Here is a 25,591-nt window from a genome sequence, read left to right as displayed (position 1 = left end):
AGGATCCTCATTGACCTGCTCCTTCGTGGTGGGTGGCGACTGCCTCGCGGCGGGTCGTCACGGCTCGATGGTGACCTTGATGCCCGCGCCCGTACGGACGACGTCGATGCCCTCGGCGACCTGGTCCAGCGGCAGCCGGTGGGTGATGAGGTCGGCGACGGGAACGCTCCCGTCGGCGATGTGCGCCAGCGCCTGGCGGTTGTGCTCGGGGCTGGACCCGTTCGCCCCGAAGACCGCCAGCTCGCGGTAGTGCACGAGGTTGGAGTCGAAGGTGATGGTCGGCCAGTCCTTGGGCAGACCGCCGAACAGGCTGAGCCGGCCCTGCGGCGCGAGCATCTGCAGCGCCTGCTCCTGCGCGACCCCCGAGGCGGCGGCGGTGATGACGACCGAGGGCCCGCGCCCGTCCGTGGCCTCCTTGACGGCCTCGACCGGGTCGACCTCCGCCGCGCAGATCGCGACGTCGGGGTGCACGACGGCGGCGGCGAGGTCGAGGCGCTCGCGGCTGAGCTCGACCAGGACCACCTTCTCGGCGCCGCGGGCGCGGGCGAGCCGGACGTGCAGGCAGCCGATCGGGCCCGACCCGACCACGACGACGGTGTCGCCCTTGTGCACGTCGATGATCTCCTGGGCGTTGATCGCGCAGGCGAACGGCTCGGCGACGCTGGCCTCGGCGAACGAGACGTTCTCCGGGATCCGGTTGAGGCCGTCGACCTTCAGCACCTCGCGCGGCACGATCATGTACGGCGCGAACCCGCCGTCGAAGTCGTAGCCCATCGACACCTGGTTCGGGCAGATGGTCATGGCGCCCGCGCGGCAGAACTCGCACTCGCCGCAGGGGATCGCCGCGATGACCTGGACCCGGTCGCCCGGCGCCCAGCCCTCGACCCCGGCACCGACCTCCACGACCTCGCCGGCGATCTCGTGCCCCATGACGCGCGGCGGGCGGATGCGCAGGTGGCCGGAGGTCGAGATCTTGACGTCGGTGCCGCACATCGACGTGGCGCGGACGCGGATCTTGACCTCGCCGTCCTGCGGCGTCGGCTCGGGTGCCTCCTCCAGGCGCACGTCACCGGGGGCGTAGAAGCGGAAGACCTTCATCTCTCTCCTTCACTCAGGCCCGCACGACGCGCGGGCCGGCGGACTCGATCTCGTCGGCGAGCTCCGGGGCGACGCCGCTGTCGGTGACGACGGCGTCGACCCGGCCGAGCGGCGCCACCACGGCGAGCTCGGTGCGGCCGACCTTGGTGTGGTCCGCGAGCACGACGGTGCGGGCCGCGGCGGCCACGAGCGCGCGCTTCACGGTGGCCTCGGCGAGGTCGGGCGTGGACAGCCCGGCCTCGACGCTCAGCCCGTTGGTGCCGAGGAACGCCACGTCGACCCGGACGTCGGCGAGCGCGCGCTCGGCCCAGGACCCGACGGCGGCCAGCGTCCGGGGCCGGACCGTGCCGCCGACCAGGTGCAGCGTGACGAGGGGGAGCGCGGTCAGCGCGGTGGCGACCGGCAGGGCGTGCGTGACGACGGTCAGCTCGCGGTCGGCGGGCAGCATCTCGGCGAGCCGCGCGGTGGTCGACCCGGCGTCGAGGATCACCGACCCGCCCTCGGGCAGCTCGTCCAGCGCGGCCTTGGCGATCCGGTCCTTCTCGGCGCCGAGCTCGTGCTCCCGCTGGGCGAGGGCGGGCTCGCAACCGAGGCGTTCGACCGGCACCGCGCCGCCGTGCACGCGGCGCACCAGACCCATGCGCTCGAGCGCCGTGAGGTCGCGGCGCACGGTCTCGGGCGTCACGTCCATCTCGGCGGCGAGCTGCTGCACCTCGACCCGGCCGGCGGCGCGGGCGGTCGTGAGGATCAGCGTGTGGCGCTCGGGCGGGTACACGACGGCGATGTCCTGTCCTCCAGCGTGCGGCCCGGGGTGGCGCCGCGTCGGGCCTCGGTGCCCGGCAGTGCCCACTGTGGCGGAGGACACACCGGAAGTCAACAAAAACGGGGGAACCCAGAGCGAAGCAAACACCGATGCGGGGGCAAACGCAGGTTCGCGCCGCGTCGGGGGAGGTCACCCGCGACTTCGTGACGCCGGGAACAACGGCTCCTCGTGCCGCGTTGGGAAGGGCAGGATGAAGAAGCGATACGAAGACCTCGAGATGCAGGACGGCACGGTCGTGCGCTACCAGCGTCACGGCAACGGCGGCGGGCTCGTCGCCAAGGGGGCCGTCGTCGACGACACGGCGTACGTCGCGGACTCCGCCTGGGTGGACCCGGGCGCCCGCGTGGAGGCGCGCGCCCGGATCGGGCAGCACTGCTGGGTGGAGCCCGGCGCGCGCGTGGAGGTGGCGGCGACCGTCGGCTCGCACGTGCACCTGGCGCGCGGCGCGACCGTCGGCGCCGGCGCCTCCGTGGGGGTGCGCGCCGAGATCGGCGCCGACGCCCGCCTGGAGCCCCGCGCGGTCGTGGAGGCCGAGTCGCGGGTGGAGCCGGGTGCGGTCGTGCCCGGCACCGCCGTCCGCGGCGGCCGGCGCCTCGACCGGCACCTGGTCGCCTGACGCCCTGACCCGCCCTCCGCCGTGCCCGCGGCCGGCATCCCTCGCCGAGGTCGAGGGCTTGCCCGCGCCGGGCGGGCGGAGACCCTCGACCTCGCCGCGAACGCTCGACCTCGGCGGTGGCGGTGGCCCGGCGGGCCGGTCAGCGGCCCGCGGGGCGGCGCTCGCCCGCCAGGACCGCGAACGGGAGGGTGTTGCCCGCGGGCGGCAGCGGGCACGTGCCGTGGTCGCTGAAGGCGCACGGGGCGTTCTCGGCGCGGTTCAGGTCGAGGACCACGGAGCCGTCCGGTCGCGGGTCGACGGCGAGGACCCGGAACGCCGCCGTCTCGCGGCCGTTGGTCGCGTCCCGGAACCAGATCGCCGGCTGCCCGCCACCCGCCACCTGGAGCACGTGCTCCGCGCCGTCGTGGAAGAGGCGGACGTGCCCCGCGACGTCGCGGCGGTGCCGCACCCGGCCCGCCACCGAGCCCGTCTCCTCCACCGTCCCCGCGGCGGCGGGCTCGTAGCCGGCCGTCAGCACCCAGGCGGCGTCGTGGGCGAAGCGGGGGACGCCGTCGAAGGCGGCCACCGCGGGGGCGTGCGGGTCGCGCACCCGGACCCCGTGGTTCAGCGGGCCGCGGCCGACCGTCTCCAGGAGCCGGTCCCCGGCGCGCAGGTCGCCGACGGCGCCGCCGGCAGGGGTCCACACGACGGTGGCCGCGCCGAGCGGGGCGCCGTCGAGGCTGAGCGCCCCGCCCGGCGCCCCCGCCGCCGCGCCCGCGGGGTCGACGTGGATGCCGGCGTCGTCGGCCCACCACAGGCCGGGCAGGTCGTCGTACGCCGCCGGCGTCCCGGTCAGCCAGTGCAGGGCGGTCAGGCTGAGCCAGCCGTACGGGTCGGCGAGCTCGGCGTCCCGGGCCGCGGCCCAGGCCCGCCAGCCGGCCGGTGCGGTGAGGTCGTCGGTGCTGGTCACGGGGTGCTCCTCCGGGGGTCGGCGCGGTCCGGGAGACGCTAACCGCGCCCCGGCGGAGCCGATGCCCGGTGGCGCGCGGTGAGACGACGTGACCGGTGGTCCGCCCGGCGCGCGGCCGGGCCGCGTCGCCGCGATACTGACCGGCATGCCGACGTTCGCCGCGCTCGCCGCCCGTGCGGAGGACCGGGTCACCTCCGCCGTCGTCCGCCTGCTGTCCCGCCGCGGGTACACCCCGCGCGTGGTCGCGTACCCGTCGTACGGGACCGTCGACCGGTCGCGCGTGCGCGCCCGGGTACTGCTCACCGCGCCCGACGCGCCGACGCCGGGCAGCATCGCCCGCCGGGGCTGGCGGAACCTGCTGTCGGCCGAGCTGCCGGACGCCGAGGTGCGGGTCCGCGCGCAGCCCGGCGAGGGGCCGGACCTGCTGGTGGCGCGCACCGACCGCGGGGGCTACCTGGACGCGTGGCTGGACGTCCCGCTGGAGCCGGGCTGGCAGACGCTCTACCTGTCGGTGGGCGAGGACGCCGACGTCCCGGCCCCGGTGCAGGTGGTCGACCCCGCGGCGACGCACGGCATCGTGAGCGACATCGACGACACCGTGCTCGTGACGATGGTGCCGCGGCCGCACCTCGCGGCGTGGAACTTCCTGGTCCGCTCGGAGGCGCGCCGCAAGCCGGTCCCCGGCATGCCGGAGCTGTACGGACGGTTGACGGCGACGCACCCCGACGCCCCGGTGTTCTACCTGTCCACCGGCGCGTGGAACACCGCCAGCGCCCTGTCGCGGTTCCTGCACCGGGTGGGGCTGCCGCAGGGGTCGCTGCTGCTCACGGACCTGGGGCCGACGGGTGCCGCGCTGATGCGCTCCGGGCGGGAGCACAAGGCCGCGACCCTGCGCCGGCTCGCCGACGAGCTGCCCGGGCTGCAGTGGATCCTCGTCGGCGACGACGGCCAGCACGACCCGCAGGTCTACGAGACGTTCGCGGCGGAGAACCCCGGCCGGGTCGCGGCCATCGCCGTGCGGGAGCTGTCGGTCGGCGAGCAGGTCGCGCAGAACGGTCTGCCCGGACCGACCCCGGCCACCCGGCGCGCGGTGGACGAGCTGGACCGGTCGTCGGTCGTGACCGTGCACGCGCCGGACGGGCGGGCGCTGGCGGACCAGCTCGCGGAGGCGGGCGTCATCGGCTGACCGCCCGCGGCGGCCGGTGGCGACCCCTGGCGCCCTCAGGCCCCCGGGTCCGACCGCCCGAACACCTGGCGCAGCGCGCGCCGGGCGGCGTACCAGCCGGACAGGCCGTGCACGCCCGGCCCGGGGGGCGCCGACGCCGAGCACAGGTACACGCCGGGCGCGCCGGTGGCGAACGGGTCGAGCCGCGGGGTGGGCCGGGTGAACATCCCGACCAGCGAGATGGCCCCGCCCGAGATGTCGCCGCCGACCAGGTTGGCGTCGTGCTCGGCCAGCCGGGCCGCGGGGATGCCGTGCGCGGCGACGACGGTGTCCCGGAACCCCGGCGCGAACCGCTCGACCTGCCGGATCACCGTCTCGGTCGGGTCGACGTCGGACCCCGCGGGCACGTGCGCGTACGCCCAGACCGGGCGCAGGCCGCCCGTCACCCGCCCGTGGTCGAGGGACGCCGGGTCCGACAGCAGCGTCAGCGGCTGCTCGGCGTGCCGGCCGCGGCCCACGGCGCGCTCGGCCGCGACGACCTGGTCGCGGCTCCCGCCGAGGTGCACCGTGCCCGCCCGGTGGACGTCGGGGTGCGCCCACGGGATCGGCCCGTCGACGACGAGGTCGACCTTGGCGGCCGCGTTCCCGTACCGGAAGCCGGCGTACGCGCGCACCAGGTGCGGCGGCATCGCGTCGCCGAACACCTGCGCGACGAGCCGCGGGCCGGTGTCGAACAGGTAGGCCCGGGCGGGCGGCAGGTCGGCGCGCCGCGCGACCGGGTGCCCGGTCACGACGCGGCCGCCGAGCCGCACCAGGTCCGCGAGCAGCGCCTCCACGATCGCCTGCGACCCGCCGCGCACCACCGGCCAGCCGTGCCCGGCGTGGGCGAGCGTGGTGAGCAGCACCGCCGTGCCCGCCGCGGCCAGCGACGGCAGCGGGGTGATGGCGTGCCCGGCGACGCCGGTGAGCAGCGCGGCGCCCTCCTCGGTGCGCAGCGCCGACGGCACGACGGACTGCCCGTTGCGCAGCACCGCGAGCGCGAACCGGGCCGCCGTCACCGCCGACCGGGGCGTCGCCCCCGCCGGGACGCTCCGGTGGTCGCCGAGCGCCAGCGCGACGACGTCCTCCCACTGCGCGGCGAGCGGGCCGAACGTCTCCCGCCAGGCGGCACCGTCCGCCCCCAGCCCGTCGGCGGTGCGGTCCAGGTCCCGGTAGGCGATCGCCGCCCGGCCCCCGTCCAGCGGCTGCGCGAACGACGCGGCGGGCGTCAGCAGGTCGAGGCGCTCGTGCAGCCCCAGCGACCGGAAGAAGGGGGACGCCCACGCCATCGGGTGCACCGCGGAGCAGATGTCGTGCACGACCCCGGGGGCCAGGCCGAGGTCCAGCGTGCGCGAGCCGCCGCCCACGGTGTCCTGCGCCTCCAGCACGACGACCTCGAGCCCCGCGCGCGCCAGGGTGACGGCGGCGGCCAGGCCGTTCGGGCCGGCGCCGACGACCACGGCGTCCACCTCGCGGCCGCCGCGCTGCCCCGGCGTCCCCGGCCCCGCCGCGTGGGCGGCCCGGCCGCGCGGTGACGCGGTCGGGCCGCGGCCGCGGCGGGCGCCGTGCCGGGCCGGACCGGCCCCGCCGGCGCGCTCGTCGCGGCCGGGGCGGTCCGGTCGGTCGGGTCGGTCCGGTCGGTCGGCGGAGGACGAGGTCACGCCCTCGACCGTAGGCGGGATGGCTCGCGTCCGCACCGGCTCGCGCGAGAGGCGGCACGGGCGAGGCCGCCCGTGCGGGCCGCGCCCGACCGCGCGCCCCCGGATCAGGCCGGGCCGGCCGCCCGGGCGAGCCGCACGGCCTCGGCGGCGCCGCCGGTCCACGGCTCGCCGTGCCCCGGCAGCACCAGCTGCGCGCGCGTCGCCGCGAGCGCGTCCAGCGACGCGAGGTTCAGCGCGCTGTCCGCGGTGGCGGCCCCGGCGACGATGCGCGGCCCGGTGCGCCCGGTGTACGGGTCGAGCGTGACAAGCGCGTCACCGGACAGCAGCACGCCCCGGTCGGGCAGGTGCAGCGCGACGTGCCCGTCCGTGTGGCCGGGGCAGGCGACGACCTCGGGCCTGCCGGGGACCTTGAGCCGGGTGCCGGGGTCCAGGGACCGGACCACCGTGACGCCGCGGACCCGCGCGGCACCCGCGGCGAGCATCGCGCCGAGGATCGGCAGTGCCCGGGGGTGCCGGATCGGGTAGGTGGCGCGGGGGTTCTCGTGGGCGTACCGGTACGGGTGCGCCGCGAGCCGCGCGTCCGCCGGGTGCACCCAGACGTCCACGTGCAGGTTCCGCATCGCCTGCCGGGCGAACCCGACGTGGTCGAAGTGCGCGTGGGTGAGCACCACCGCGCGGACGTCGGCCGGCGTGCGGTCGACGGCGGCGAGCAGCCGCGGCAGCATCGGCCACATCCGGGGCAGGCCCGCGTCGACGACCGTGGCGCCGCGCTCGTCGGCGACGACGTAGCAGTTGACGTAGGCGTGCTCGAGGCGGGCGACCCCGGGGGCGGGCACGGAGATCTTCACGACGCGCTCCGGTCGCCCGCGGCGGCGCCGGTCCCGGGCGCGGGGACCGGCTCGACCGGCCGCGGCACCTCGTCGTCCGTGCGGAAGCCGATGGCCTTGTGCGAGCCGTCGCAGAACGGCTTGATGCCGGACGCGCCGCACCGGCACAGCGCGACGGTGGCGCGCCGCCGGGGGACGGCCCGTCCGGCGGCGTCGCGGATCTCGACGTCGCCGCGCACGAGGATCGGCCCGTCCGGGCAGGGGGTGAGGACGACGGGGGCGTGCTCGGCGCTCATGCGGTCTCCAGGTGGCGCGGTGCGGGGGAGGGGCGGCCGGGGGGCGGGCCGTCGGCGGGGTCGGGGCGGGCGGCGTCGTCGACGTGCGCGGCGTGGTCGGGGTGTCCGCCGCGGGTCGCCGGGGAGGCGGTGGTGCGGGCGCGGAGCTCGCGGGGCGACGTCGCGGCCCGCGGCAGCCGGGCCCCGCCGTAGCGGGCGCCGCCGGTGGCACGCAGGGCCAGGGCGAGCCAAGCGCACACCGCGCGCTCGAGCAGCCAGGCCGGGGCGAGCAGGCTGGCGGTGACCGGGAACCGATCCGCCCCGCCCGCGCGCCGTCGGCCGCTCTCGGCGAGCGCGCACGCCGCGGCGGCGAGCAGCAGGAGCAGGCGCGGCGCGCGGCGGGCGGCCAGCACGACGGCGGGCAGCACGGCGAGCTCGGCGGCGAACCGGCCGGGCTGGGCCAGGCTGTCGTAGGCCTGCCGCGGGCGCTGGGCGAGGAAGTGCCGGGTCGTCGGCGGGCGGCGCGGCACGTACACGTCATCAGCGCGCAGCACCCGCCCGCCGCGCGCCCGGACGGTGCGCAGCAGCTCCAGGTTCTCGAACAGCACGTCGTCGTCGTAGCCCTCGGGGCCGAGCGCCGTCCGGCGGACCGCGAGAGTGCCCGGGTAGTCCCCGCCCGTCGCCCGGTTGACCAGGGACCGGGCCGTGTCCCAGCGCGCGTGCCAGGGCATCGGGACGAAGACGTTCTGCGGGCGGACCACGTCGGCCTCGGCGAGCCGGTCCAGGACCGCGCGGAGCGCGGGCTCGTCGTACCGCACGTCGTCGTCCGCGAGCACCACCCGGTCCGTCCGGGCGAGCCGCAGGCCGGTCACGACGCCGGCGACCTTGCCGTTCCGGCCCGGGTGCGGGTCCGGGCGCACGTGCCGGACCGCGGCGGGGAAGGCGCGGGCGTGGGCGGCGAACCGCGCGTCCCCGGAGCCGTCCACGACGGTGACGGGCAGCCAGGCGACCAGCCGGCCCAGGTAGCCGGCCAGGTCGGGCAGGTCGTGGTCCTCGGCCCACCGCAGCGGCAGGACGTACTCCGCGTCCGGCAGCGCCGGGTCGCCCGGCGTCACGCCGCGCTCCCCACCGCCAGCGGTCGGCGCAGCGAGGACCGGCCCGCGGTCCAGGAGTCGATCTGGTGCCGCCCCACCCGCCCGTCGACCGCGAGGCACGCCGCCGCGCCGAACAGCACGTCGTCCCGCAGCGCGGGCTGCTGCTCGACGAGCCCGCCCGCGAGGTCCCGGCCGGCGATCTGCTCGTGCACGGCGTCCGCCTCGACGTGCTCGTCGAAGTACCAGGTGACGTCGGCGTCGTACCCGTGCCGGCGGAAGCCGTTGCCGTACAGCCGGTTCGGCTGCGACGACGTCATCTCGAACGCCGCGAGGTGGCCGACGATGCAGCCGCGCAGCCGACGGTGCAGGCCGAACAGGCTCATCATGTTCACCGAGGCGAGGGTGATCGCCGGCACGTCGTCGACGTACCGGCCGTAGGTGTCGTCCAGCCCCAGGCCGCGCATCGTGCGGGCGAACAGCGCCGCGTGCATGCGCTCCGGGCGGCCGCCGCCGTACTCGTCGGCCTGGATCTCGACGAGCGCGGCCTTGGGGACACCCAGCAGCCGCGGGATCGCCCAGGTGTGCGGGTCCGCCTCCTTGAGCTGGTACACCGACCGCTGGACGAGCATCTCCCGGAGCTGGTCGTCCGTGGCCTTCCGCGCGATGTACGCGGACAGGCTGGGGCCGTCGTCGCGGCTCGTCAGGTCGAACAGGGCGCGTGCCACCGCCGGGCCGAGGCCCTCGCGCCCGGCGTTCGCGTCCAGCTCGGCCAGCAGGTCCTCGGGCAGGGTCACCTCGGCGCGCAGCTGCGCCTCGAACGGGTCCTCGAGCGCGGCGCGGGCGCGCAGCAGGGTCGGGTCCCACTCCAGGCGGTCGTCGACCCCGTCCAGACCCTGGTGGTGCAGCTCGTACAGCGCGGTCAGCGTGACCTGCACGTCCTCGTCGGTGAGCAGGTCCGCGGACCCGGCGGCGGCCCGGGCGGCCTCCTCCGGGAGGGCGTCGTCGACCTCCCCGGTCGTCAGGGCGTGCCGGACCCGCTCGCTGAGCGGGCCTCGGGGCGACGGTGCGCGCATGGTGTGGGTGTCCCTCGTCCGGGGGCGGCGCGCGACGGCGCGCTGCGGGCGCCCCCGGCTGCTCGAGGGCGGGCGCGGGAGGCGGGCGGCGTGCGCCGCTGCATCCCGTGCTGGTCACGCTAGCCGTGCGGAGGGGGACCCGCGCGGCGAGCGGCGGGCGCGCGCGGGCCTGCGCCCGTGCAGGTCAGGCGGCCGCGCGGGGTGTCGGCCCCGGGTTGCGTAGGTGACGGGCGCCGGTTGGGTGCCGGCCGGAGGCTCCTAGCGTCGGATCCGGGTCGTGCGCACCGCGTGGCCCGGGCTCCCGGGAGGGTGAGGCGCATGTCCGACGGTCACGGCCAGCAGCCAGGTCCGGGGGTGCCGCCCCCCGCGTCGGCGGCCGCGCCGCCCCCGCCCCCGCCCGCGCCGGCCGTGGATGCCGAGTCCGACGGCGTCTCGCTCGCGGCGTTCATCACCGGTCTGCTCTCGCTCGGGCCGGTGCCGCTCGTGCTCGGCCTCGTGGGGTACGAGCGGGCGCGTCGGCGGGGCGCCCGCGCCTCCTGGATGGCCGTCACCGGGATCGTGCTCGGCGCGGTCTCGACGATCGGCCTGATGATCACCGCCGCCGTGCTCGCGTTCTCGCTGGCCCTGGTGGGGCACGTCGTGCACGTCCACGACCGGTACGGCACCGGCGACGGCTCCTGGTCGTGGTCCAGGGACCTGTCGCGCGAGCGGGTCGGCGGCGACGCGCGACCGTGAGGTGCGGACCCGGCCTCAGGCCAGGGCCAGCCCTCCGACCACCTCGACGCCCGGCATGGTCGCCAGCAGCGACCCGGGCAGCGCGATCTTGGACCGCCGCAGGCCCGAGCCGATGATCACCGTGCCGCCCGCCTCCGGGTCCGCGGCCGCGACGCCCGCGTCCAGCAGCACCCGGTAGCCCGTGGGCAACCCGATCGGCGTGATGCCGCCGTACTCCATGCCCGACTCCTCGACCGCGCGGTCCATCGGCAGGAACGACGCCTTGCGCACGTCGAGCAGCCGCTTCACCGCGTTGTTCACGTCCGCCCGCGTCGTCGCCCGCACCACCGCCGCGGCGACGCGCTCGTCGCCGGCGCGCCTCCCGGACACCAGCACGCAGTTCGCCGAGACCACGAGGGGCAGGCCGTAGGCCTCCGTCATCGCGGCCGTGTCGGCGAGCTCCGGGTCGATCTCGGTCACCTGCACCGCGTCGGCCACCTCGGGGGCCACGGCGGCCCAGCCGGACAGCGCGGCGGCGGTCGGCTCGGCGAGCAGGTCCAGGCGGTCCACGGCGCGCGACCAGGTCAGGGATCCGAGCGTGAGGGTCATGGCGGCAGGCTACCCACGGGCCGAGCGGGTCGCCGAGCGGTCCGTCGGGCGTCCCGGGGCGGCGCTCGACGACGGTCGGCTCTCAGTCCCAGCGGACGTCGAGCCGGACGTCCCGGGCGTCGCGGAAGTCCGCGCGCAGCCGGGTGCGCCGGTCGGGCTCGAACCCGTGCACGTCGACCGGACCCTCGAACCCGCCGCTCAGGTCCACGGACCGCGTCGCCGCCCCCTGGCTCAGGAGGAGCACGACCCGCCCGGTGCTGTTCGTGCTGGTGACCCGGAGCGCCGCCAGCTGCCCGGCGTCGAGGGACGTGTCGACGCGGCAGTGCCCGTCGAGCCGGTGCGCGGTGGTGCGCCAGGTCGTCCCCCGCACGAGGGACACGCACCCCGACATGGCCCCGCTCTTGACCACGGCACCCCCACGGGTGAGGAGCATCGCCACGATGACGGCCACCGTCAGCAGGGCCAGGCCCCCGGCCACGTATCCCGAGCTGCCCACGACGTCCTCCCGGTCCTGCTCCGACCCAGCGAATCCGTGCATCGTGGCGCGGGGCCCGGGCGGGTGAGTGGGACCGACGGCCCACTCACGGGGCCGATCGTCGGCCGGGACCATGCGGTCGTGTCGCTCGGCGCGTGCGCCGGCACCGCGTGCCCGGGCGGCGGGCCCACCGGCCCGGCCGGGCCGGGCCGGCTCGGGCCGGCTCGGGTCCAGCGAGGCCGCGGTGCGGCCGGTGCGCACCCCTGCGGCGTGCGGGCAGGATGGCGGACGTGACCGACGCCGCCGCCCCCGCCGATCCCTTCGCCGCCGACCCGTACGTTCTCGTTCCGGCTGCCCCGCCGCTCGAGGAGTACCTGCGGCTGCGCCGGGAGTCGGGGCTCACGCCGAAGAGCGCCGAGCAGGGCGCCGGGGCTCTCGCGGGCAGCTGGTCGTGGTGCCACGTGCGGACCGCCGAGGGGCGGGTCGTCGCGATGGGGCGGGTTGTCGGCGACGGTGGCTGGTACTTCCTGGTCGCGGACATGGCGACCGACCCCGGGCACCAGCGGCGCGGGCTCGGGCGGCGGGTGCTGACCCGGCTGCTGGACGACGTGCGGGCGCGGGCCCCGCGCGGGGCGTACATCACGCTCGTGGCCGACCCGCCGGGGCGGGCGCTGTACGAGTCGCTCGGCTTCCGGGACGTGGCGCCCGGGGCGACGGGCATGGTGCTGGAGATGGGCGCCGAGGCGGGCTGAGGCGGGCGCGTGGCCCGCTCGGCGCCGTTCGGCGGGCGTCGCCGGCCCGGCGGGGTCGGGCTGGGGCAGCCAGGCGGGGCGGTCGCAGTCCTCGGCGCATCGGGAGGCGTGGAGGCCTCGCGGTGCGCTGCCGGTGCCCATGGTGGTGCTCGGCCGCTGGTGAGCTCGATCCGCGGAGACGGGACGGAGCCAGCGAGAGGAGTAGGGCGCGCTCATGCGCTGAAGGCGAGGCGCGGCTCGGCAGCGTGCGGTCCCTCCGGGAGGCGACCGACGTGACACGTCGGTCGAGCAGGAGAGTGGGCCAGTGCGGGACGTATGACCCGCCACGGCGGCACGAGACCCGTCATAGTCGACCCTGGCTGGTCGCAGGTCGCGCTCGCAGGGCTCGGACCGCGACCCGCGGATGGACGACGACTTCTTCGCAGAGGAGGGAGTTCACGCGCAGCGCTTAGCTGACCACCCGTGCGTCACGACCTGGGAGTGACCTCAAGCCGAGCGTGCTGTTCGCGCGCCCGACGTTGGGCGAGGTGCTCGACATCGTCCACGAAGCGGTCGGGCCGTCGAGCGGGCTTCAGGGCGAGCGTGAGTGGTCCGTGGGAGGAGCCGGTGGTGTTCGGGCTCGCGCGGGTGCTGCACCGACGCGGCACCTGCGCGCGGCTCGTTGCTTCTCGACGCCTGCTCCCTCCCGCACGCGCACCCCGAGTGGTGTGCGCTGAGCCGCGTCGATGCGCTCGCGGCGATGGAGTCGGACTACCGGTCGTCCGGGCGACCGGGGCACGGCCCGGCCGTCATGGCCGACGCCGCACAGCGCGGACTGGAGGCGTTGATCGCCTACCGGCCGGAGCCGTTCTGCGTCCAAGGCTGCTACGTGGGAGGCGCTCGGTGTCGACGGGCCGAGCCGGGCGCAGGCGTGGGCGGAACGCACCGGAGGCGGGCTCGTGGTGGAGCGGCTCCCGGCCGGGCACTCCGACGTGGTGCGGGCGCCGTTCGCGTCCATGGTGGCGCGAGCGAACAGGAACGAGACGAGAGCAGAGCGGTGAAGTCCGACTACCTCAAGATCTGGACCGGCAACGCGGCGTCCAACCTCAGCGACGGGCTCACGTTCGTCGCGATGCCGCTGATCGCGGCCGCGCTCACCGAAGACCCACTCGCGGTCTCGGGACTGACAGTCGCGTACACGGTGCCGCGCATCGCGGCGGTGCTCGGCATCGGAGTGCTGATCGATCGCATTGATCGGCGCCGCCTGCTGTATGTCGCCAACATCCTGCGGTCCGCGGCCTTCCTGGCGCTCGCGGTGTCGCTGGGAGCGGGCATCGTCTCGATCCCGGTGCTGTATCTGGTCTACGCGGTGGTGGGTCTGATCGAGACGACCTCGGACAGCGCGGTGTTCGCAGTGCTCCCGACGGCGCTGTCCAAGGAGCGGTTGGACCGGGCCAACTCCCAGATCGCCGGCGCGCAGCTGGTGATCGACGAGTTCGTCGGCCCTCCGCTCGGGGGGTTCCTGTTCGCTGCGGCGGCGTTCTTGCCGGTCGGGGCGAGCGCGTTCGCCTGCGCCATCGCAGCCCTGTGCTTCTTCCTGCTCGAGGGTACGTACCAGGGGCGCCCTGTCGGCGCCGAGCCGACCTCGATCCGGTCGGACCTGCGAACGGGATTCACGTGGCTGCGGGGCAACCGGATCGTCGCCGGGCTGGTCGTGGTGAGTGGGATCGCCAGCATCGCGTACAGCCTCCCGTTCTCCTACCTGGTCCTGTTCGCCGACCGCGCTCTCGGGCTGGACAGCACCGGGTACGGGCTGCTGATGTCCTTCTCCGCGCTCGGCGGGTTGCTCGGGACGTTCCTCGCACCTCGCCTGAGGAAGAAGGTCGGCTACGCACCGGGGATCGTGGCGGCGCTGGCCCTCGGCGCCGTGTCGATCACGCTGTGCGGCCTGACCAGCAACGTGGGCGTGGCAGGCCTCGCGCTCGCCGCTTACATCTGCCACGCCGTGGTGTGGAACGTGCTCGCCGGGACTGTCCGACAGAAGATCGTGCCCCCCGATCTGCTCGGTCGGACCGGCGCCGTCGGGAGGCTGGCGGGGTATCTCGGGATCGCGCTCGGCGCGGGTGTGGGTGGCTGGCTGGCGAGCGAGGTGGGGCTCCGGGTCCCGTTCGTGCTGTCGGGGGCGCTCTTCGTCGTCTGTGCCATGCTCGCCGTCCAGCTGACCCCGGCGATCCGGGCCTGGCAGGCACACGAGGACGAGCCCTCAGCGATCGCGTCGTGAGCATCAGCGTTCGGGAGTTCCGTGGCTCACTCGTGGTGCAGGGTCCTCTCGGCCGGGACGACGTCCACTCTGGCTCGTGGACCAGGACGAGCCCGACGGGGCGGACCGTTCTGCTCCGAGTCGTCATGAGCGCCGTCGCTGCCCCGGGTTCGATCGTGCGCCAGGCCGCCTCCATGAGATCGCTGAGCATGCTCCGGGAACTCGTCCGGGAGGGCCGGACGCCGTCCTTGCAGCCCAGCGCCGCCCCATGGGTCGTCGAGGGCTGGGCTGCAAGGCGTGCGGTGGGGCGGTGGCACTCGGTCAGCGCTGGTAGGTCGGGGCGATCAGCGCGCGGCCGATCGTGTGGAACAGCGCCGTGAACGCCACGGCCGTCGGCGTCGCGTCCGGGGTCACGTCGAGGTGGTCGACGTCGAGCGCGTGCACGGCGAACACGTACCGGTGCGGCCGGTCCCCGGGCGGCGGCGCGGAGCCGGTGTAGCCGGTCGACCCGCCGTCGTTGCGGACCTGGAACGCACCCGGGGGCAGGAGATCGCCCTCCGGCGAGCCGGCGCCGCGGGGGAGCGACGTCGCGCTCACGGGCACGTCCACGACGGTCCAGTGCCAGAAGCCGGCGGGGGTCGGCGCGTCCGGGTCGAAGCAGCTCACGACGAACGAGCGCGTGCCCTCCGGGAAGCCGGACCACTCGAGCGCGGGCGAGAGGTTCTCGCCGTCCGCGGCGAACGTCGCGGGCAGCGGCTCGCCGTGCGTGACGTCGGCGCTCGCGACGTCGAAGTCCGGGACGGACGGCAGCAGCGCGTAGGGCTCGGGGGCGACGGGACGGGTCAGCGAGACGGCCATGGTCCTCCTCCTGGTGGGCGTCGCGGGGGCGCCCGGACGGGTGTGCCTTTCCCGTCATCATGCCCCCGGCCGCGGGCCCGCGCAGGGGCGTCGGCGCGCCTCCGGCGACGCGCCGGGCGACGGTCCCCAGGGCGGGTGACGCCGGATTGACGCGTGCCGGAGTGTCAGCGTCTACTGGCACAATCGAACACGTGTTCGAACGAGGGTCCGGCGGTCGGCCGGCAGACGACGAGGGGGTGCGGCGGTGAACCAGGAGGAGCGGATCGCCCGGGCACGTGCCGCCCTGGTCAGCGCCGAGCTCCGGACCGGCGCCCGCAGCATGGCGCCGCAGGGGGCCGGCGTCGCGAAGGCCCGCCCGGCGGCGGGGAGCAGTGTCGCACCCCGTGCCGACGTGCCCGGCGTCGGGCCCACCGGCGTGCCCGGCGCCCGGCCCGGCGGGGCGCCGGGGCAGGGTGCGCGCCCGGGCGCCCGGGCCGACGCACCCGTGCAGGGCGCCACGGCGCTCGCGGTGGTGCCCGTGGCGGACCCCGACCCCGCGAGCGCGCCCTCGGGTCCCGTCGCCGTCCCCGACCTGCCCGACCGGCAGCGCGCGGTCCCGCGGCCGACCGCCGCACGCGGTCCGGTGCTGCTCACCGACCGGCCCCCGCTCGCGGTGCCGCCCGCCCTCACCCCGCTGCTCCCCGACGGCCTGCGGCGGGGGAGCACGACCGCGGTGCTCGGCTCCACCTCGCTGGTGCTCGCGATGATCGCCGCCGCGTGCACCGCCCGGGAGGCGTGGGCGGCCGTCGTGGGGCAGCCGAGCCTCGGCCTGCTCGCCGCCGCCCAGACCGGCGTGGCGCTGGAGCGGCTCGCCGTGGTCCCGCAGCCCGGCGTGGACGCGCCGACCGTGGTCGCGGCCCTGCTCGACGGCATCGACGTCGTGGTGGTCGGCCCCGGCGCGCACCTGGCGGACGCCGACCGCCGCCGGCTGATGGCGCGCGCCCGGGACCGCGGGTCCGTGCTGCTGGCCACCACGCCGTGGCCGGGTGCCGGCACCGTGCTGACCGTCGAGGGCGGCCGGTGGACCGGGGTCGGCGAGGGGGACGGCCGGCTGCGCGCGCACGAGGTCCACGTCACCCGCACCGGGCGGGGCAGCGCGGGTCGTGCCCAGGACCTGCGCGTGGTGCTGCCGCTCGAGGTGGGCACCGACCCGTACGGGCTCCCCGCCGACCGCGGTTCCCGCGCCGAGCACCCCGTCACCGCGCGTCCCGGCGCCGACCGCCCCGACACGCCCGCGCGTCCCGGCGCCGACCTGCTCCCGCGTCCCGAGGGCGTGCCGCCCGCGCCCTCGGCCGGGCCGGAGCCGGTGGCGGACGACGGCGCCCTGCTCGCGCCCGACCTGAGGCTGGTCGGATGAGCGCCACCCGCACCACCGTCGTCTGGGTGCCGGACTGGCCGGTGGTCGCCGCCGTGCGCGCCGCCGACGTGCCCGGCCACCTGCCCGCCGCCGTGCAGCACGGCCCCCGGCTCGTCGCCGTCTCCGCGATCGCCCGCGCCCAGGGGGTGCGCCGCGGCATGCGCCGCCGCCAGGCGCAGGGCGTCTGCCCCGAGGTCGTGCTGCTGCCCGCCGACGACGACCGGGACGCCCGGCTGTTCGAGCCGGTGGCCGTGGCGACCGAGGCGGTCGTCGCCGGGATCGAGGTCGCCCGGCCGGGCCTGCTGCTGCTCCCCGCGGGCGGTGCGGCGCGGTTCCACGGCACCGAGGAGACGCTGGCCGAGCGCCTGGTGTCCGTGGTGGCCGAGCGGACCGGGCACGAGTGCCAGGTCGGCACCGCCGACGGCCTGCTCGCCGCGATCCTCGCCGCCCGCACCGACGCCGTCGTGCCACCCGGCGCCTCGCGAGAGTTCCTGGCGCCGCGCCCCGTCGACGACCTCGCCCCCGCTGCGGTGACCGACGACGCCGGCCGTGCGGTCGCGGAGCTCGTCGACCTGCTGCGCCGGCTCGGCCTGCGCCGGCTCGGCGACCTGGCCGCGCTGGACGGCGGCGACGTGCACGCGCGGTTCGGGACCTGGGGGACCTGGGCGTGGACGCTGGTGCGCGGCGAGGACCTGCGACCCCCCGCCCGCCGCCGGCCGGAGACCGACCTGGAGGTGGTGACCGAGCTCGACCCGCCGGCGCACCGCGTCGACGTCGCGACGTTCGCGGGGCGCCGGCTCGCGGAGGAGCTGCACGCCCTGCTCACCGAGCACTCCGTGACCTGCGCCCGGCTGCGGATCACCGCCCGCACCGACGAGGGCACCGAGCTGACCCGGGCCTGGCGCACCGACATGGGCGGCCTCGGCGGGCTGTCCGCCGCGCGGATCACCGACCGCATCCGGTGGCAGCTCGAGGGCTGGCTGACCGCCGCGGCCGCCGAGCACGGCGCCGGAGCGCGGCCCGACGGCGGCGAACCCGACGAGCACGCCGAGCCGATCGGCCTGGTCGCGCTCGGCATCACCGCGGAGGACGTCGCGCCCGCCGGCGCCGAGCAGGGCCGGCTGTGGGGCGGCGCCTCCGGCGGCGACCTCCGGGCGCACCGGGCGCTCGACCGCGTGCAGGGGCTGCTCGGCGGCGACGGCGTGCTGACCGCCGCCCTGCAGGGCGGCCGGGACGTGCGCGACCAGGTGCACCTCCAGCCCTGGGGCGCCCAGGCCGCCACACCGCGCCCGGTCGACCGGCCGTGGCCCGGTCAGCTGCCGCCGCCCGCGCCCGCCACCGTGCCGGTGCGGCCCGCGCCGGTCGACGTGCTGGACGGCGCGGGCCGGCCGGTCCGGTTCGACGGCCGGTTCGCCATGAGCGGCGACCCGGTCCGCGTCCGTACGCCCGCCTCCGACCGCCGGCCCGCGGTCGACCACGACGTCGCCGGCTGGGCGGGGCCGTGGCCGCTCGCCGAGCGCTGGTGGTCGCCCACCGAGGCCGGGCTGCGCGTGCACCTGCAGGTCACGCTCGGCGACGGCCGCGCCCTGCTGCTCGCCTGGCGCCCCGACGGCTGGACCTGCGAGGCCGTCTATGACTGACGCCCCGCGCTACGCGGAGCTGCACGCGCACTCGGCGTTCAGCTTCCTCGACGGCGCCAGCCAACCGGAGGAGCTCGCCGCCGAGGCGCACCGGCTCGGCCTCAGCGCGCTCGCGCTCACCGACCACGACGGCCTGTACGGCGTCGTCCGGTTCTCCGAGGCCGCGCGCGAGGTCGGGCTGCCCACCGTCTTCGGCGCCGAGCTGCACCTGCCCGTCCCGGGGGTCGCCGGCCCGGACGTGCTCGACCTGCCGACCGGCGTGCCCGACCCGCGCGCGCTGCACCTGCCCGTGCTCGCCCGCGGGCCCGAGGGCTACCGGGCGCTGTCCCGCACGATCGCCGAGGCGCACCTCGCCACCGGCACCAAGGGCGCCGCCGCGTACCGGCTGGAGCAGCTCGCCGAGCAGGCCGACGGCCGCTGGCTCGTGCTCACCGGCTGCCGCAAGGGCCCGGTGCGGCACGCGCTGACCGACGGCGGCCGTGAACCCGGCGTCACCGCCGCGGGCCTCGAGCGTGCGCGCGCCGAGCTCGACCGCCTGGCCGCGCTGTTCGGGCGGGACAACGTCGCGGTCGAGGTCACCCAGGGCGGCGGCCCGTACGACTCCGAGCTCGCCGACGCCCTCGCGGCGCTCGCCGACGGTGCCGGGCTGCCCCTGGTCGCCACGGGCAACGTGCACTACGCCACCCCCCGGGACGCGGACCTGGCGATGGCGCTGGCCGCCGTGCGCGCCCGGTCCTCGATGGAGGACCTGGACGGGTGGCTGCCCGGTGCCCCGACCGCGCACCTGGCGTCCGCCGCGGAGATGCTGCGCCGGCACCGCCGCCATCCCCGGGCCGTCGCCACCGCCGCCGCGATCGGTGCCGAGTGCGCCTTCGACCTGCACCTCGTGGCGCCGCAGCTGCCCCCGTACCCGGTGCCGCCCGGCCACACCGAGGCGACCTGGCTGCGCGAGCTCGTCCGCCGCGGCGCGCTGGAGTGCTACGGCCCGCCCGAGGCAGAGCGGGTGCCCGGCGCCTACGCGCAGCTCGAGCACGAGCTGCGCGTCATCGAGGACCTCGGCTTCCCCGGCTACTTCCTGGTGGTCTACGACCTCGTCGACTTCTGCCACCGCAACGGCATCCTGGCCCAGGGCCGCGGGTCGGCCGCCAACTCCGCGGTCTGCTACGCCCTCAAGGTCACCGCCGTCGACGCCGTGGCGCACGGCCTGCTGTTCGAGCGGTTCCTCGCGCCCGAGCGCGACGGGCCGCCCGACATCGACGTCGACATCGAGTCCGGCCGCCGCGAGGAGGTCATCCAGTACGTCTACGCCAAGCACGGCCGCACCCACGCCGCGCAGGTCGCCAACGTCATCTCCTACCGCGCGCGATCAGCCGTGCGGGACGCCGCCCGCGCGCTCGGGTACGACGTCGGGCAGCAGGACGCGTGGAGCAAGTCCATCGAGCGCTGGGGCACCCTGCGCGGGCCCGCGCCGCGGCACCCCTGGTGGTCGGGGGAGAGCCGCGCGCCGGCTGCCGCGCCCGCCCCGGCGGCCCCGCCGACGCAGCACGTCGCCGACCGCCCGACCTCGACCCGGCCCAGCCCGCCGTCGACCCGGCCCGGCCCGCCGTCGACGACGCGGGGCTCGTCCGCGGGCGGGTCGCGCCCGGCGTCGTCGCCACCCGTCGGACCACCGGCCGCGCCGCCCCCGGGGTCCCCGGTGGCTCGCGAGGACCGCCGCGCCGCGCAGTACGCCGCCGCGCAGCGGGACCCCGACGGCGTCGTCTGGGGCTGGAACCACGAGCCCGGGGCCACCCCCGCACCGGCCCCGCGCCGGCCCGCCGGGCAGGACGACACCGACCGCCTCGCCGGCCAGCCGACCGCCGACCGCCACGACGTCGTCCCCGCGCACCGTCCGCCGCCCGCGAGCGACCTCGAGGAGATCCCGGAGCAGGTCATCGACCTGGCCGACCGGTTCCTGCGCCTGCCCCGGCACCTCGGCATCCACTCCGGCGGCATGGTCATGTGCGACAGACCCGTCATCGAGGTCTGCCCGGTCGAGTGGGCGCGGATGGAGGGCCGCACCGTCCTGCAGTGGGACAAGGACGACTGCGCGGACGCGGGGCTCGTGAAGTTCGACCTCCTGGGCCTCGGGATGCTCACCGCGCTGCGGCTCGCCTTCGACCAGGTGGAGCGGCACGGCGGTCCCCGGCTGGAGCTGCACAAGCTCCCCAACGAGGACCCGCTGGTCTACGACCTGCTGTGCGCCGCCGACACCGTGGGCGTGTTCCAGGTCGAGTCCCGTGCCCAGATGGGCACCCTGCCGCGCCTGCAGCCGCGCAGCTTCTACGGGATCGTCGTCGAGGTCGCGCTCATCCGCCCCGGTCCGATCCAGGGCGGGTCGGTGCACCCCTACATCGAGCGCTACCAGGGCCGGCAGCCCATCACCTACCCGCACCCCCGGTTGGAGAAGTCGCTCGCGCGGACCCTCGGCGTCCCGCTGTTCCAGGAGCAGCTCATGCAGATGGCCATCGACGTCGCGGACTTCACCCCCGCCGAGGCCGACCAGCTCCGGCGCGCGATGGGCTCCAAGCGCAGCATCGAGAAGATGGAGGCCCTGCGCGCCCGGCTGATGGACGGCATGACCCGCAACGGCATCCCGGAGCCGGTGCGGGAGGAGGTCTACGACAAGCTCAAGGCGTTCGCCGACTTCGGCTTCCCGGAGTCGCACGCGTACTCGTTCGCGTTCCTCGTCTACGCCAGCTCGTGGCTCAAGGTGCACCACCCGGCCGCGTTCTACGCCGGGCTGCTCGCTGCGCAGCCGATGGGGTTCTACTCACCGCAGTCGCTCGTCGCGGACGCCCGCCGGCACGGCATCGGCGTGCTGCGCCCGGACGTGCAGCGCTCCGGCGTCCAGGCCGTGGTCGAGCGCGTCGGCCCGGAGCCCGAGGGCGGCGAGCCGCGGCTGGTCCCGCTGCCGTCCGGCACGGCGCCCGTCACGCCGCTGCGGCCGGGGGGCGCGCCGGGGTTCCCCGACGCCACGGCGGAGTCCGGGGCCACCGGCGGTGCGACCGCCGCGTCCGGGGTGGCGAGCACACGGCCTGCGTCCGAGGCGGGTGCGGGGCCTGCGTCCGGGGTGGCGAGTGCGGCGTCCGCGTCGCCGACCGCGGGCGGGGTGCCTGCGTCCGCCGCCGGCCGGTCGGCCGCGGGGCGCTCGCTCGCCGTCCGGGTCGGGCTCGCATCGGTGCGGAACGTGGGGGAGAAGGTGGCCGAGCGCGTCGTCGCCGAGCGCGACGCGCACGGACCGTTCACCGACCTGCGCGACCTCGTGCGCCGGGTCGAGCTCAGCACCGCCCAGCTCGAGGCCCTGGCCACCGGCGGTGCGCTGGAGTCGCTCGGCGTCACCCGGCGGGAGGCGCTGTGGGCGGCCGGCGCGCTCGCGCAGGAGGGGCCCGACACGCTGCCGGGCGTCTCCGTCGGTGTGCAGGCCCCCACCCTCCCGGGCATGAGCGAGGTCGAGGTCGCCGTCGCCGACGTGTGGGCCACCGGGGTGACCGTCGACTCCTACCCGACCCAGCACGTGCGGGCGGGCCTGGACGCGTCGGGCGTGCTCCGGGTCGAGCAGGCCTTCCGGCACGAGGCGGGACGGCGCGTGGCGGTCGCGGGCGTCGTCACGCACCGCCAGCGCCCGGGCACCGCCGGCGGCGTCACCTTCCTGTCCCTGGAGGACGAGACGGGCCTGCTCAACATCGTGTGCAGCACCGGGCTCTGGCAGCGGTTCCGGAAGGTCGCCCGCACCTCACGGGCGCTGGTCGTCCGCGGTCGGCTGGAGCGGGCCGACGGGGCGACCAACCTCATCGCCGAGCACCTCACGCCGCTGTCGCTCAAGGTCGCGACGACGTCCCGCGACTTCCAGTGACGCCCTGACCCGGACGCCGTGACCGGGACGCCGTGACCCGGACGGCGCCACGCGGCCGCCCCGTCGGGACCCGTACGGGCCGGTGAGCCGACGAGCTTCCCCGACGTCGGCACCGGAGCCGGCCGCGTGCGTGCCAGACTGCCCGCGTGACCCTCCTCGGACCCCTCGTCGCCTACCTGCCCACCCCGCGCGGCCACGAGGGGGAGGTGGTGATCGACCCGCTCGAGCGGCTGGTGGACGACGCCGTCGCCGCCGGCGCCACGGGCGTGGCGGTCCTGGGGAGCACGGGCGGCTGGCCGTACCTGACCGCGGGCGAGCGCCGGCTGGTCGTCGAGGCGGCGGTCGAGGCGGCCGCCGGCCGCGTACCCGTGGTCGCCGGCGTCGGGGCGTTCACGACGGACGAGGTGATCGTGCACACGATCGTCGCCGAGCGGGCCGGCGCGTCCGCGGTGCTGCTGCCGACGCTGGCCTACCTGCCGCTGACCGACGACGAGGTGCTCGACCTGGTGGCGGACGTGGCGGACGCCGCACGCGTGCCGGTGTGGCTGTACCACAACCCCGTCAGCACGACGTTCCGCTACTCGGTCGAGACGCTGGTCCGGGCGGCGCAGGTGCCGGGGGTCGGCGGGGTCAAGGACCGGGGGAGCGACGCCGGGGAGCTGCGCGACCGGGTCGCGGCGCTGCGGGCCGCCGTGCCGGGCACGGTGGAGGTCGGCTGCAGCGGGGACGTGCTCGGCGTCGAGGGGCTGCTCGCCGGCGCACGGACCTGGCACTCGGGGCTCGCGAGCGTGCTGCCGGCCTGGTACTCCGCCGTGGCGCACGCCGCCGCCGCGGGCCGGGCGGACGAGGCGCGGGCGCACATGGCCCGGCTGGCGCCGGTGGCGGAGCTGGTCGCGTCGCTCGGCGGGCCGCGGGCGGTGCACGCCCTCGCCGCCGTGCTCGGCACCGACCTCGGCCGGCTCCCGGCGCCGCTGCGACCGGTGGACGACGCGGGCACCAGGGCGCTCGCCGCCGCGGTGGAGCGGCTGGGCGACCCGCCGGCCGTGCCGACCGGCGCCCTGCCGACCGAAGCCGGCGCGCCGACCGACGGCGCCGCGCGGGGCTAGGCCTCCGCGCCCTCGCCGTCCTCGTCGACCGGTCGGACCTCCTCGGCCGCCTCCTCGACCTCCATCGGGGGGTCGGGCTGGTGGAACCGCGACCAGATCGCCCAGACGACGGACACGAGCGGCACGGCGATGACCGCGCCGAGGATCCCCGCGGTCAGGGTGCCGCCGGTGACCGCCAGCGCCACGACGACGGGGTGCAGCGACACCTGCTTGCCCATGACGAGCGGCTGCAGCACGTGCCCCTCGAACTGCCCGATCAGCGCGATGCCGATGCCGACGACCGCCGCCTGGATCGGCCCGTTGGCGGCCAGGGCCACGATCATCGCGACGACCATCGCGGCGGGTGCGCCGATCAGCGGGATGAAGGCGCCGATGAGGACGAGGACGGCCAGGGGGGCGGCGAGCGGGACGCCGATGATCGACAGCAGGATGAACGCGAGCAGGCCGTCGGTCACCGCGATGATCACCGTGCCGCGGGTGTAGCCCGAGAACGTGTACCAGCCGGCCCCGCCGGCGGTCTTCCAGGAGTCGCGCACGGACGACGGGAGCTGGTTGACGAACCAGGTCCACATCTCCTGGCCGCGCGCGAGGAAGAAGATCGCGCAGAACACCGCGAGGGCGAGCGCGGTGAAGACCTCGACGACCGAGCCCGCCGACGCCGCCACCTGGCCGGCGAGGTCCCCGGCGTGCTCCTGGACCCACTGCCGCCCGTTGTCGATCCACTGGGCGATCTGGTCGTTGCTGATGGAGAACGGCAGCGGCCCGTTCTCCAGGAAGTCGACGATCTGGTCGATGCCGTCGCCGAACTGCCGGGACAGGGCCTGCCACTGGTTCGCGACCGAGTAGCCGACGTAGAAGACCATGCCGGCGAGCACCAGGAACCCGGTGAGCAGCCCGAGGGCCGTCGCGAGCCCGCGGGGCATCACCCGCGTGTAGAGCTCGACGACCGGCCGCAGCACCGCGGTGAACACGAAGGCGATGAAGACCGCCACGAACAGCAGCTGCACCTGCGCTGTGGCGAAGAACACGAGCGAGATGCCGGCGAGCAGGACGAGGAGCCGCCAGGTGATGCCGGCGGACGTCCGCAGCCACCGCGGGACCCCGTCGTCGAGAGCCGTGCCGGTGGGGGCGCGGCGCTGGCCCGCGACCCGTCGGGCCCCTGATCCTGCGGGTGCCCCGGGCCTGCCGGTGCCGTAGCGGTCGGTGCCGCTCTGCTCGGCCATCCTCCGCCCACCTCCGAACCGTGCCGGTGCGTCGCGTCCGCCGTGGTGCACCGCCGGACGCCCCCGCCAGTGTGCCCCCACCTGCGGATGCGTGCTCGGCCGCCACTCCGTGCTATGTTTTCTGCCGCACCTGAGGGGTCGGGAAGCGCGGAAAAGCGCTCCTCGTGCTCGTCAGGCGTACACCCTGTCCGGGTGGCGGAATGGCAGACGCGCTAGCTTGAGGTGCTAGTGCCCGTATAGGGCGTGGGGGTTCAAGTCCCCCTCCGGACACTCGTTGAGACAGCGACGACGAAGGCCCCGATCCCCGCCAGGATCGGGGCCTTCGTCGTTCCGGCGACACGTCGTCGCGCGCGCACCGCCGCGCGGAAGCGGCCAGGATCTGACCGCTTCCGGCGCCACGATGGTCCCGAGGCCGGGTGGGCCGGCCCACGACGGGACGGGGACGACCATGCTCCAGGGACTGGCGACGTCGAACTTCCAGGCGGCGGACCTCGCGGCCGCCCGCGACTGGTACACCGGGCTGTTCGGCGCGGAGCCTTCCTTCGTGCGCGACGGCTACCTCGAGTGGCGGCTGGGCCGCGACGGGGACGAGTTCGGGATCGTCGACGCCCGGTACGTGCCCGGCGCGCTCGGCCGCACCCCCGGTGGCCAGTACACCTACTGGGCGGTCGAGGACGTCGACGCCGCGGTCGCCACGCTGGTGGAGCGCGGGGCGACGGTGCACGAGCCGCCGACCGCCCGGGGCGAGGGGTTCCGGACGGCGGCGGTGGTGGACCCGTTCGGCAACGTGCTCGGCGTGATGACGAACCCGCACTGGGCGGGCGCGGCGGACTGACGGCGCGGCGGATGGGCCGTCCGGGTGTCGTCGGAACGGGCGAACCTGCGTGAGCCGGCGCCCGTCGGCGTGCCCGCGGCCTACCCGGGCGATCCCGTGGCCACGGGCCTGACCTGCGCGGACGCGCCCGGCACCCCCGACCGCCCGGCCTGTGACAGCCGGCGGCGACCGGGTGGTCGGGTTCGGGTTCACCCCCTGACAAGCCCCGAACGGGACAAATCGGACCATA

22 protein-coding genes and 1 tRNA gene are annotated in these 25,591 nt (G+C 76.7%); 11 read left to right on the top strand and 12 right to left on the bottom strand.

Going from position 1 to position 25,591, the window contains the following annotated elements:
• Positions 1 to 57: 57 nt before the first annotated feature.
• Both FS882_RS06250 and FS882_RS06245 read right to left on the bottom strand, forming a co-directional pair.
• The gene (locus tag FS882_RS06250) at positions 58 to 1,098 is read right to left on the bottom strand and encodes a zinc-dependent dehydrogenase (RefSeq protein ID WP_158371957.1); all 1,041 of its coding nucleotides are present in this window, start codon (positions 1,096 to 1,098) and stop codon (positions 58 to 60) included.
• 13 nt (positions 1,099 to 1,111) lie between these two features.
• Positions 1,112 to 1,873, bottom strand: a complete 762-nt coding sequence (locus FS882_RS06245; protein ID WP_158371955.1) for a DeoR/GlpR family DNA-binding transcription regulator — start codon at positions 1,871 to 1,873, stop codon at positions 1,112 to 1,114.
• Between the two features lie 238 nt (positions 1,874 to 2,111).
• On the opposite strand from FS882_RS06245, the gene FS882_RS06240 reads away from it, so the two are divergent.
• Complete coding sequence (locus tag FS882_RS06240) at positions 2,112 to 2,537, top strand: transferase (RefSeq protein ID WP_158371953.1); 426 nt, start codon at positions 2,112 to 2,114, stop codon at positions 2,535 to 2,537.
• A gap of 139 nt (positions 2,538 to 2,676) precedes the next feature.
• Here FS882_RS06240 and FS882_RS06235 read toward each other — a convergent pair whose 3' ends face one another.
• On the bottom strand, positions 2,677 to 3,486 hold the full coding sequence (locus FS882_RS06235; RefSeq protein ID WP_187365157.1) for a DUF1684 domain-containing protein: 810 nt from the start codon (positions 3,484 to 3,486) through the stop codon (positions 2,677 to 2,679).
• 145 nt (positions 3,487 to 3,631) lie between these two features.
• Between FS882_RS06235 and FS882_RS06230 the strand changes: the two genes are divergently transcribed.
• Positions 3,632 to 4,672, top strand: a complete 1,041-nt coding sequence (locus FS882_RS06230; RefSeq protein ID WP_158371949.1) for an App1 family protein — start codon at positions 3,632 to 3,634, stop codon at positions 4,670 to 4,672.
• Between the two features lie 35 nt (positions 4,673 to 4,707).
• Here FS882_RS06230 and FS882_RS06225 read toward each other — a convergent pair whose 3' ends face one another.
• The 5 genes from FS882_RS06225 to FS882_RS06205 form a co-directional block, all read right to left on the bottom strand.
• The gene (locus FS882_RS06225; RefSeq protein ID WP_158372115.1) at positions 4,708 to 6,159 is read right to left on the bottom strand and encodes a phytoene desaturase family protein; all 1,452 of its coding nucleotides are present in this window, start codon (positions 6,157 to 6,159) and stop codon (positions 4,708 to 4,710) included.
• A 296-nt stretch (positions 6,160 to 6,455) separates the two neighbouring features.
• Positions 6,456 to 7,199 carry an MBL fold metallo-hydrolase gene (locus tag FS882_RS06220; RefSeq protein ID WP_158371947.1) on the bottom strand — a complete coding sequence of 248 codons (744 nt, stop codon included), beginning with the start codon at positions 7,197 to 7,199 and terminating at the stop codon, positions 6,456 to 6,458.
• A complete protein-coding gene (locus tag FS882_RS06215; protein ID WP_158371945.1) occupies positions 7,196 to 7,474 on the bottom strand; it encodes a CDGSH iron-sulfur domain-containing protein in 279 nt (92 codons plus the stop codon). The genes FS882_RS06220 and FS882_RS06215 overlap by 4 nt, the downstream gene beginning before the upstream one ends.
• Positions 7,471 to 8,568: a glycosyltransferase gene (locus FS882_RS06210; protein WP_262348098.1), complete on the bottom strand. Its 1,098-nt coding sequence runs from the start codon at positions 8,566 to 8,568 to the stop codon at positions 7,471 to 7,473. Before FS882_RS06210 ends, FS882_RS06215 begins: the two co-directional genes overlap by 4 nt.
• Positions 8,565 to 9,620: an iron-containing redox enzyme family protein gene (locus FS882_RS06205; RefSeq protein ID WP_158371943.1), complete on the bottom strand. Its 1,056-nt coding sequence runs from the start codon at positions 9,618 to 9,620 to the stop codon at positions 8,565 to 8,567. The genes FS882_RS06210 and FS882_RS06205 overlap by 4 nt, the downstream gene beginning before the upstream one ends.
• Before the next feature lie 318 nt (positions 9,621 to 9,938).
• Here FS882_RS06205 and FS882_RS06200 point away from each other — a divergent pair, with 318 nt between their 5' ends.
• Complete coding sequence (locus tag FS882_RS06200) at positions 9,939 to 10,355, top strand: DUF4190 domain-containing protein (protein ID WP_158371941.1); 417 nt, start codon at positions 9,939 to 9,941, stop codon at positions 10,353 to 10,355.
• Between the two features lie 15 nt (positions 10,356 to 10,370).
• On the opposite strand, the gene FS882_RS06195 is transcribed toward FS882_RS06200, so the two are convergent.
• Positions 10,371 to 10,943 carry a YbaK/EbsC family protein gene (locus FS882_RS06195; RefSeq protein WP_158371939.1) on the bottom strand — a complete coding sequence of 191 codons (573 nt, stop codon included), beginning with the start codon at positions 10,941 to 10,943 and terminating at the stop codon, positions 10,371 to 10,373.
• Positions 10,944 to 11,025: 82 nt separating this feature from the next.
• Entirely contained in the window at positions 11,026 to 11,439 is a 414-nt protein-coding gene (locus tag FS882_RS06190; RefSeq protein ID WP_187365156.1) for a hypothetical protein, read from the bottom strand.
• Positions 11,440 to 11,699: 260 nt separating this feature from the next.
• Between FS882_RS06190 and FS882_RS06185 the strand changes: the two genes are divergently transcribed.
• Positions 11,700 to 12,170: a GNAT family N-acetyltransferase gene (locus FS882_RS06185; protein ID WP_158371935.1), complete on the top strand. Its 471-nt coding sequence runs from the start codon at positions 11,700 to 11,702 to the stop codon at positions 12,168 to 12,170.
• Between the two features lie 1,036 nt (positions 12,171 to 13,206).
• Positions 13,207 to 14,430, top strand: coding sequence for an MFS transporter (locus FS882_RS06180; RefSeq protein WP_222848138.1), 1,224 nt, complete (start codon positions 13,207 to 13,209; stop codon positions 14,428 to 14,430).
• Positions 14,431 to 14,730: 300 nt separating this feature from the next.
• Here the strand turns inward: FS882_RS06180 and FS882_RS06175 are convergent, their stop codons facing one another.
• Positions 14,731 to 15,267, bottom strand: a complete 537-nt coding sequence (locus FS882_RS06175; RefSeq protein WP_158371933.1) for a YbhB/YbcL family Raf kinase inhibitor-like protein — start codon at positions 15,265 to 15,267, stop codon at positions 14,731 to 14,733.
• Between the two features lie 244 nt (positions 15,268 to 15,511).
• Between FS882_RS06175 and FS882_RS06170 the strand changes: the two genes are divergently transcribed.
• From FS882_RS06170 to FS882_RS06155, 4 genes are all read left to right on the top strand, one after another.
• Positions 15,512 to 16,663 carry a hypothetical protein gene (locus FS882_RS06170; RefSeq protein ID WP_158371931.1) on the top strand — a complete coding sequence of 384 codons (1,152 nt, stop codon included), beginning with the start codon at positions 15,512 to 15,514 and terminating at the stop codon, positions 16,661 to 16,663.
• Positions 16,660 to 18,303 carry a DNA polymerase Y family protein gene (locus FS882_RS06165; protein ID WP_158371929.1) on the top strand — a complete coding sequence of 548 codons (1,644 nt, stop codon included), beginning with the start codon at positions 16,660 to 16,662 and terminating at the stop codon, positions 18,301 to 18,303. The genes FS882_RS06170 and FS882_RS06165 overlap by 4 nt, the downstream gene beginning before the upstream one ends.
• The gene (locus FS882_RS06160; protein ID WP_158371927.1) at positions 18,296 to 22,198 is read left to right on the top strand and encodes a PHP domain-containing protein; all 3,903 of its coding nucleotides are present in this window, start codon (positions 18,296 to 18,298) and stop codon (positions 22,196 to 22,198) included. Before FS882_RS06165 ends, FS882_RS06160 begins: the two co-directional genes overlap by 8 nt.
• Before the next feature lie 146 nt (positions 22,199 to 22,344).
• Positions 22,345 to 23,304: a dihydrodipicolinate synthase family protein gene (locus FS882_RS06155; RefSeq protein WP_158371925.1), complete on the top strand. Its 960-nt coding sequence runs from the start codon at positions 22,345 to 22,347 to the stop codon at positions 23,302 to 23,304.
• Here FS882_RS06155 and FS882_RS06150 read toward each other — a convergent pair.
• Positions 23,301 to 24,527, bottom strand: a complete 1,227-nt coding sequence (locus FS882_RS06150; RefSeq protein ID WP_158371923.1) for an AI-2E family transporter — start codon at positions 24,525 to 24,527, stop codon at positions 23,301 to 23,303. The two genes, FS882_RS06155 and FS882_RS06150, sit on opposite strands and share 4 nt — an antisense overlap.
• Positions 24,528 to 24,713: 186 nt before the next feature.
• On the opposite strand from FS882_RS06150, the gene FS882_RS06145 reads away from it, so the two are divergent.
• Both FS882_RS06145 and FS882_RS06140 read left to right on the top strand, forming a co-directional pair.
• Positions 24,714 to 24,797, top strand: a tRNA-Leu gene (locus FS882_RS06145).
• A gap of 178 nt (positions 24,798 to 24,975) precedes the next feature.
• Positions 24,976 to 25,362 carry a VOC family protein gene (locus FS882_RS06140; protein ID WP_158371921.1) on the top strand — a complete coding sequence of 129 codons (387 nt, stop codon included), beginning with the start codon at positions 24,976 to 24,978 and terminating at the stop codon, positions 25,360 to 25,362.
• Positions 25,363 to 25,591: the final 229 nt, after the last annotated feature.

It is taken from the genome of Cellulosimicrobium cellulans (assembly GCF_007679345.1).
Taxonomy (GTDB): Bacteria; Actinomycetota; Actinomycetes; order Actinomycetales; family Cellulomonadaceae; genus Cellulomonas; species Cellulomonas cellulans_A.
This window is presented reverse-complemented; position numbering and strand designations above follow the sequence as displayed.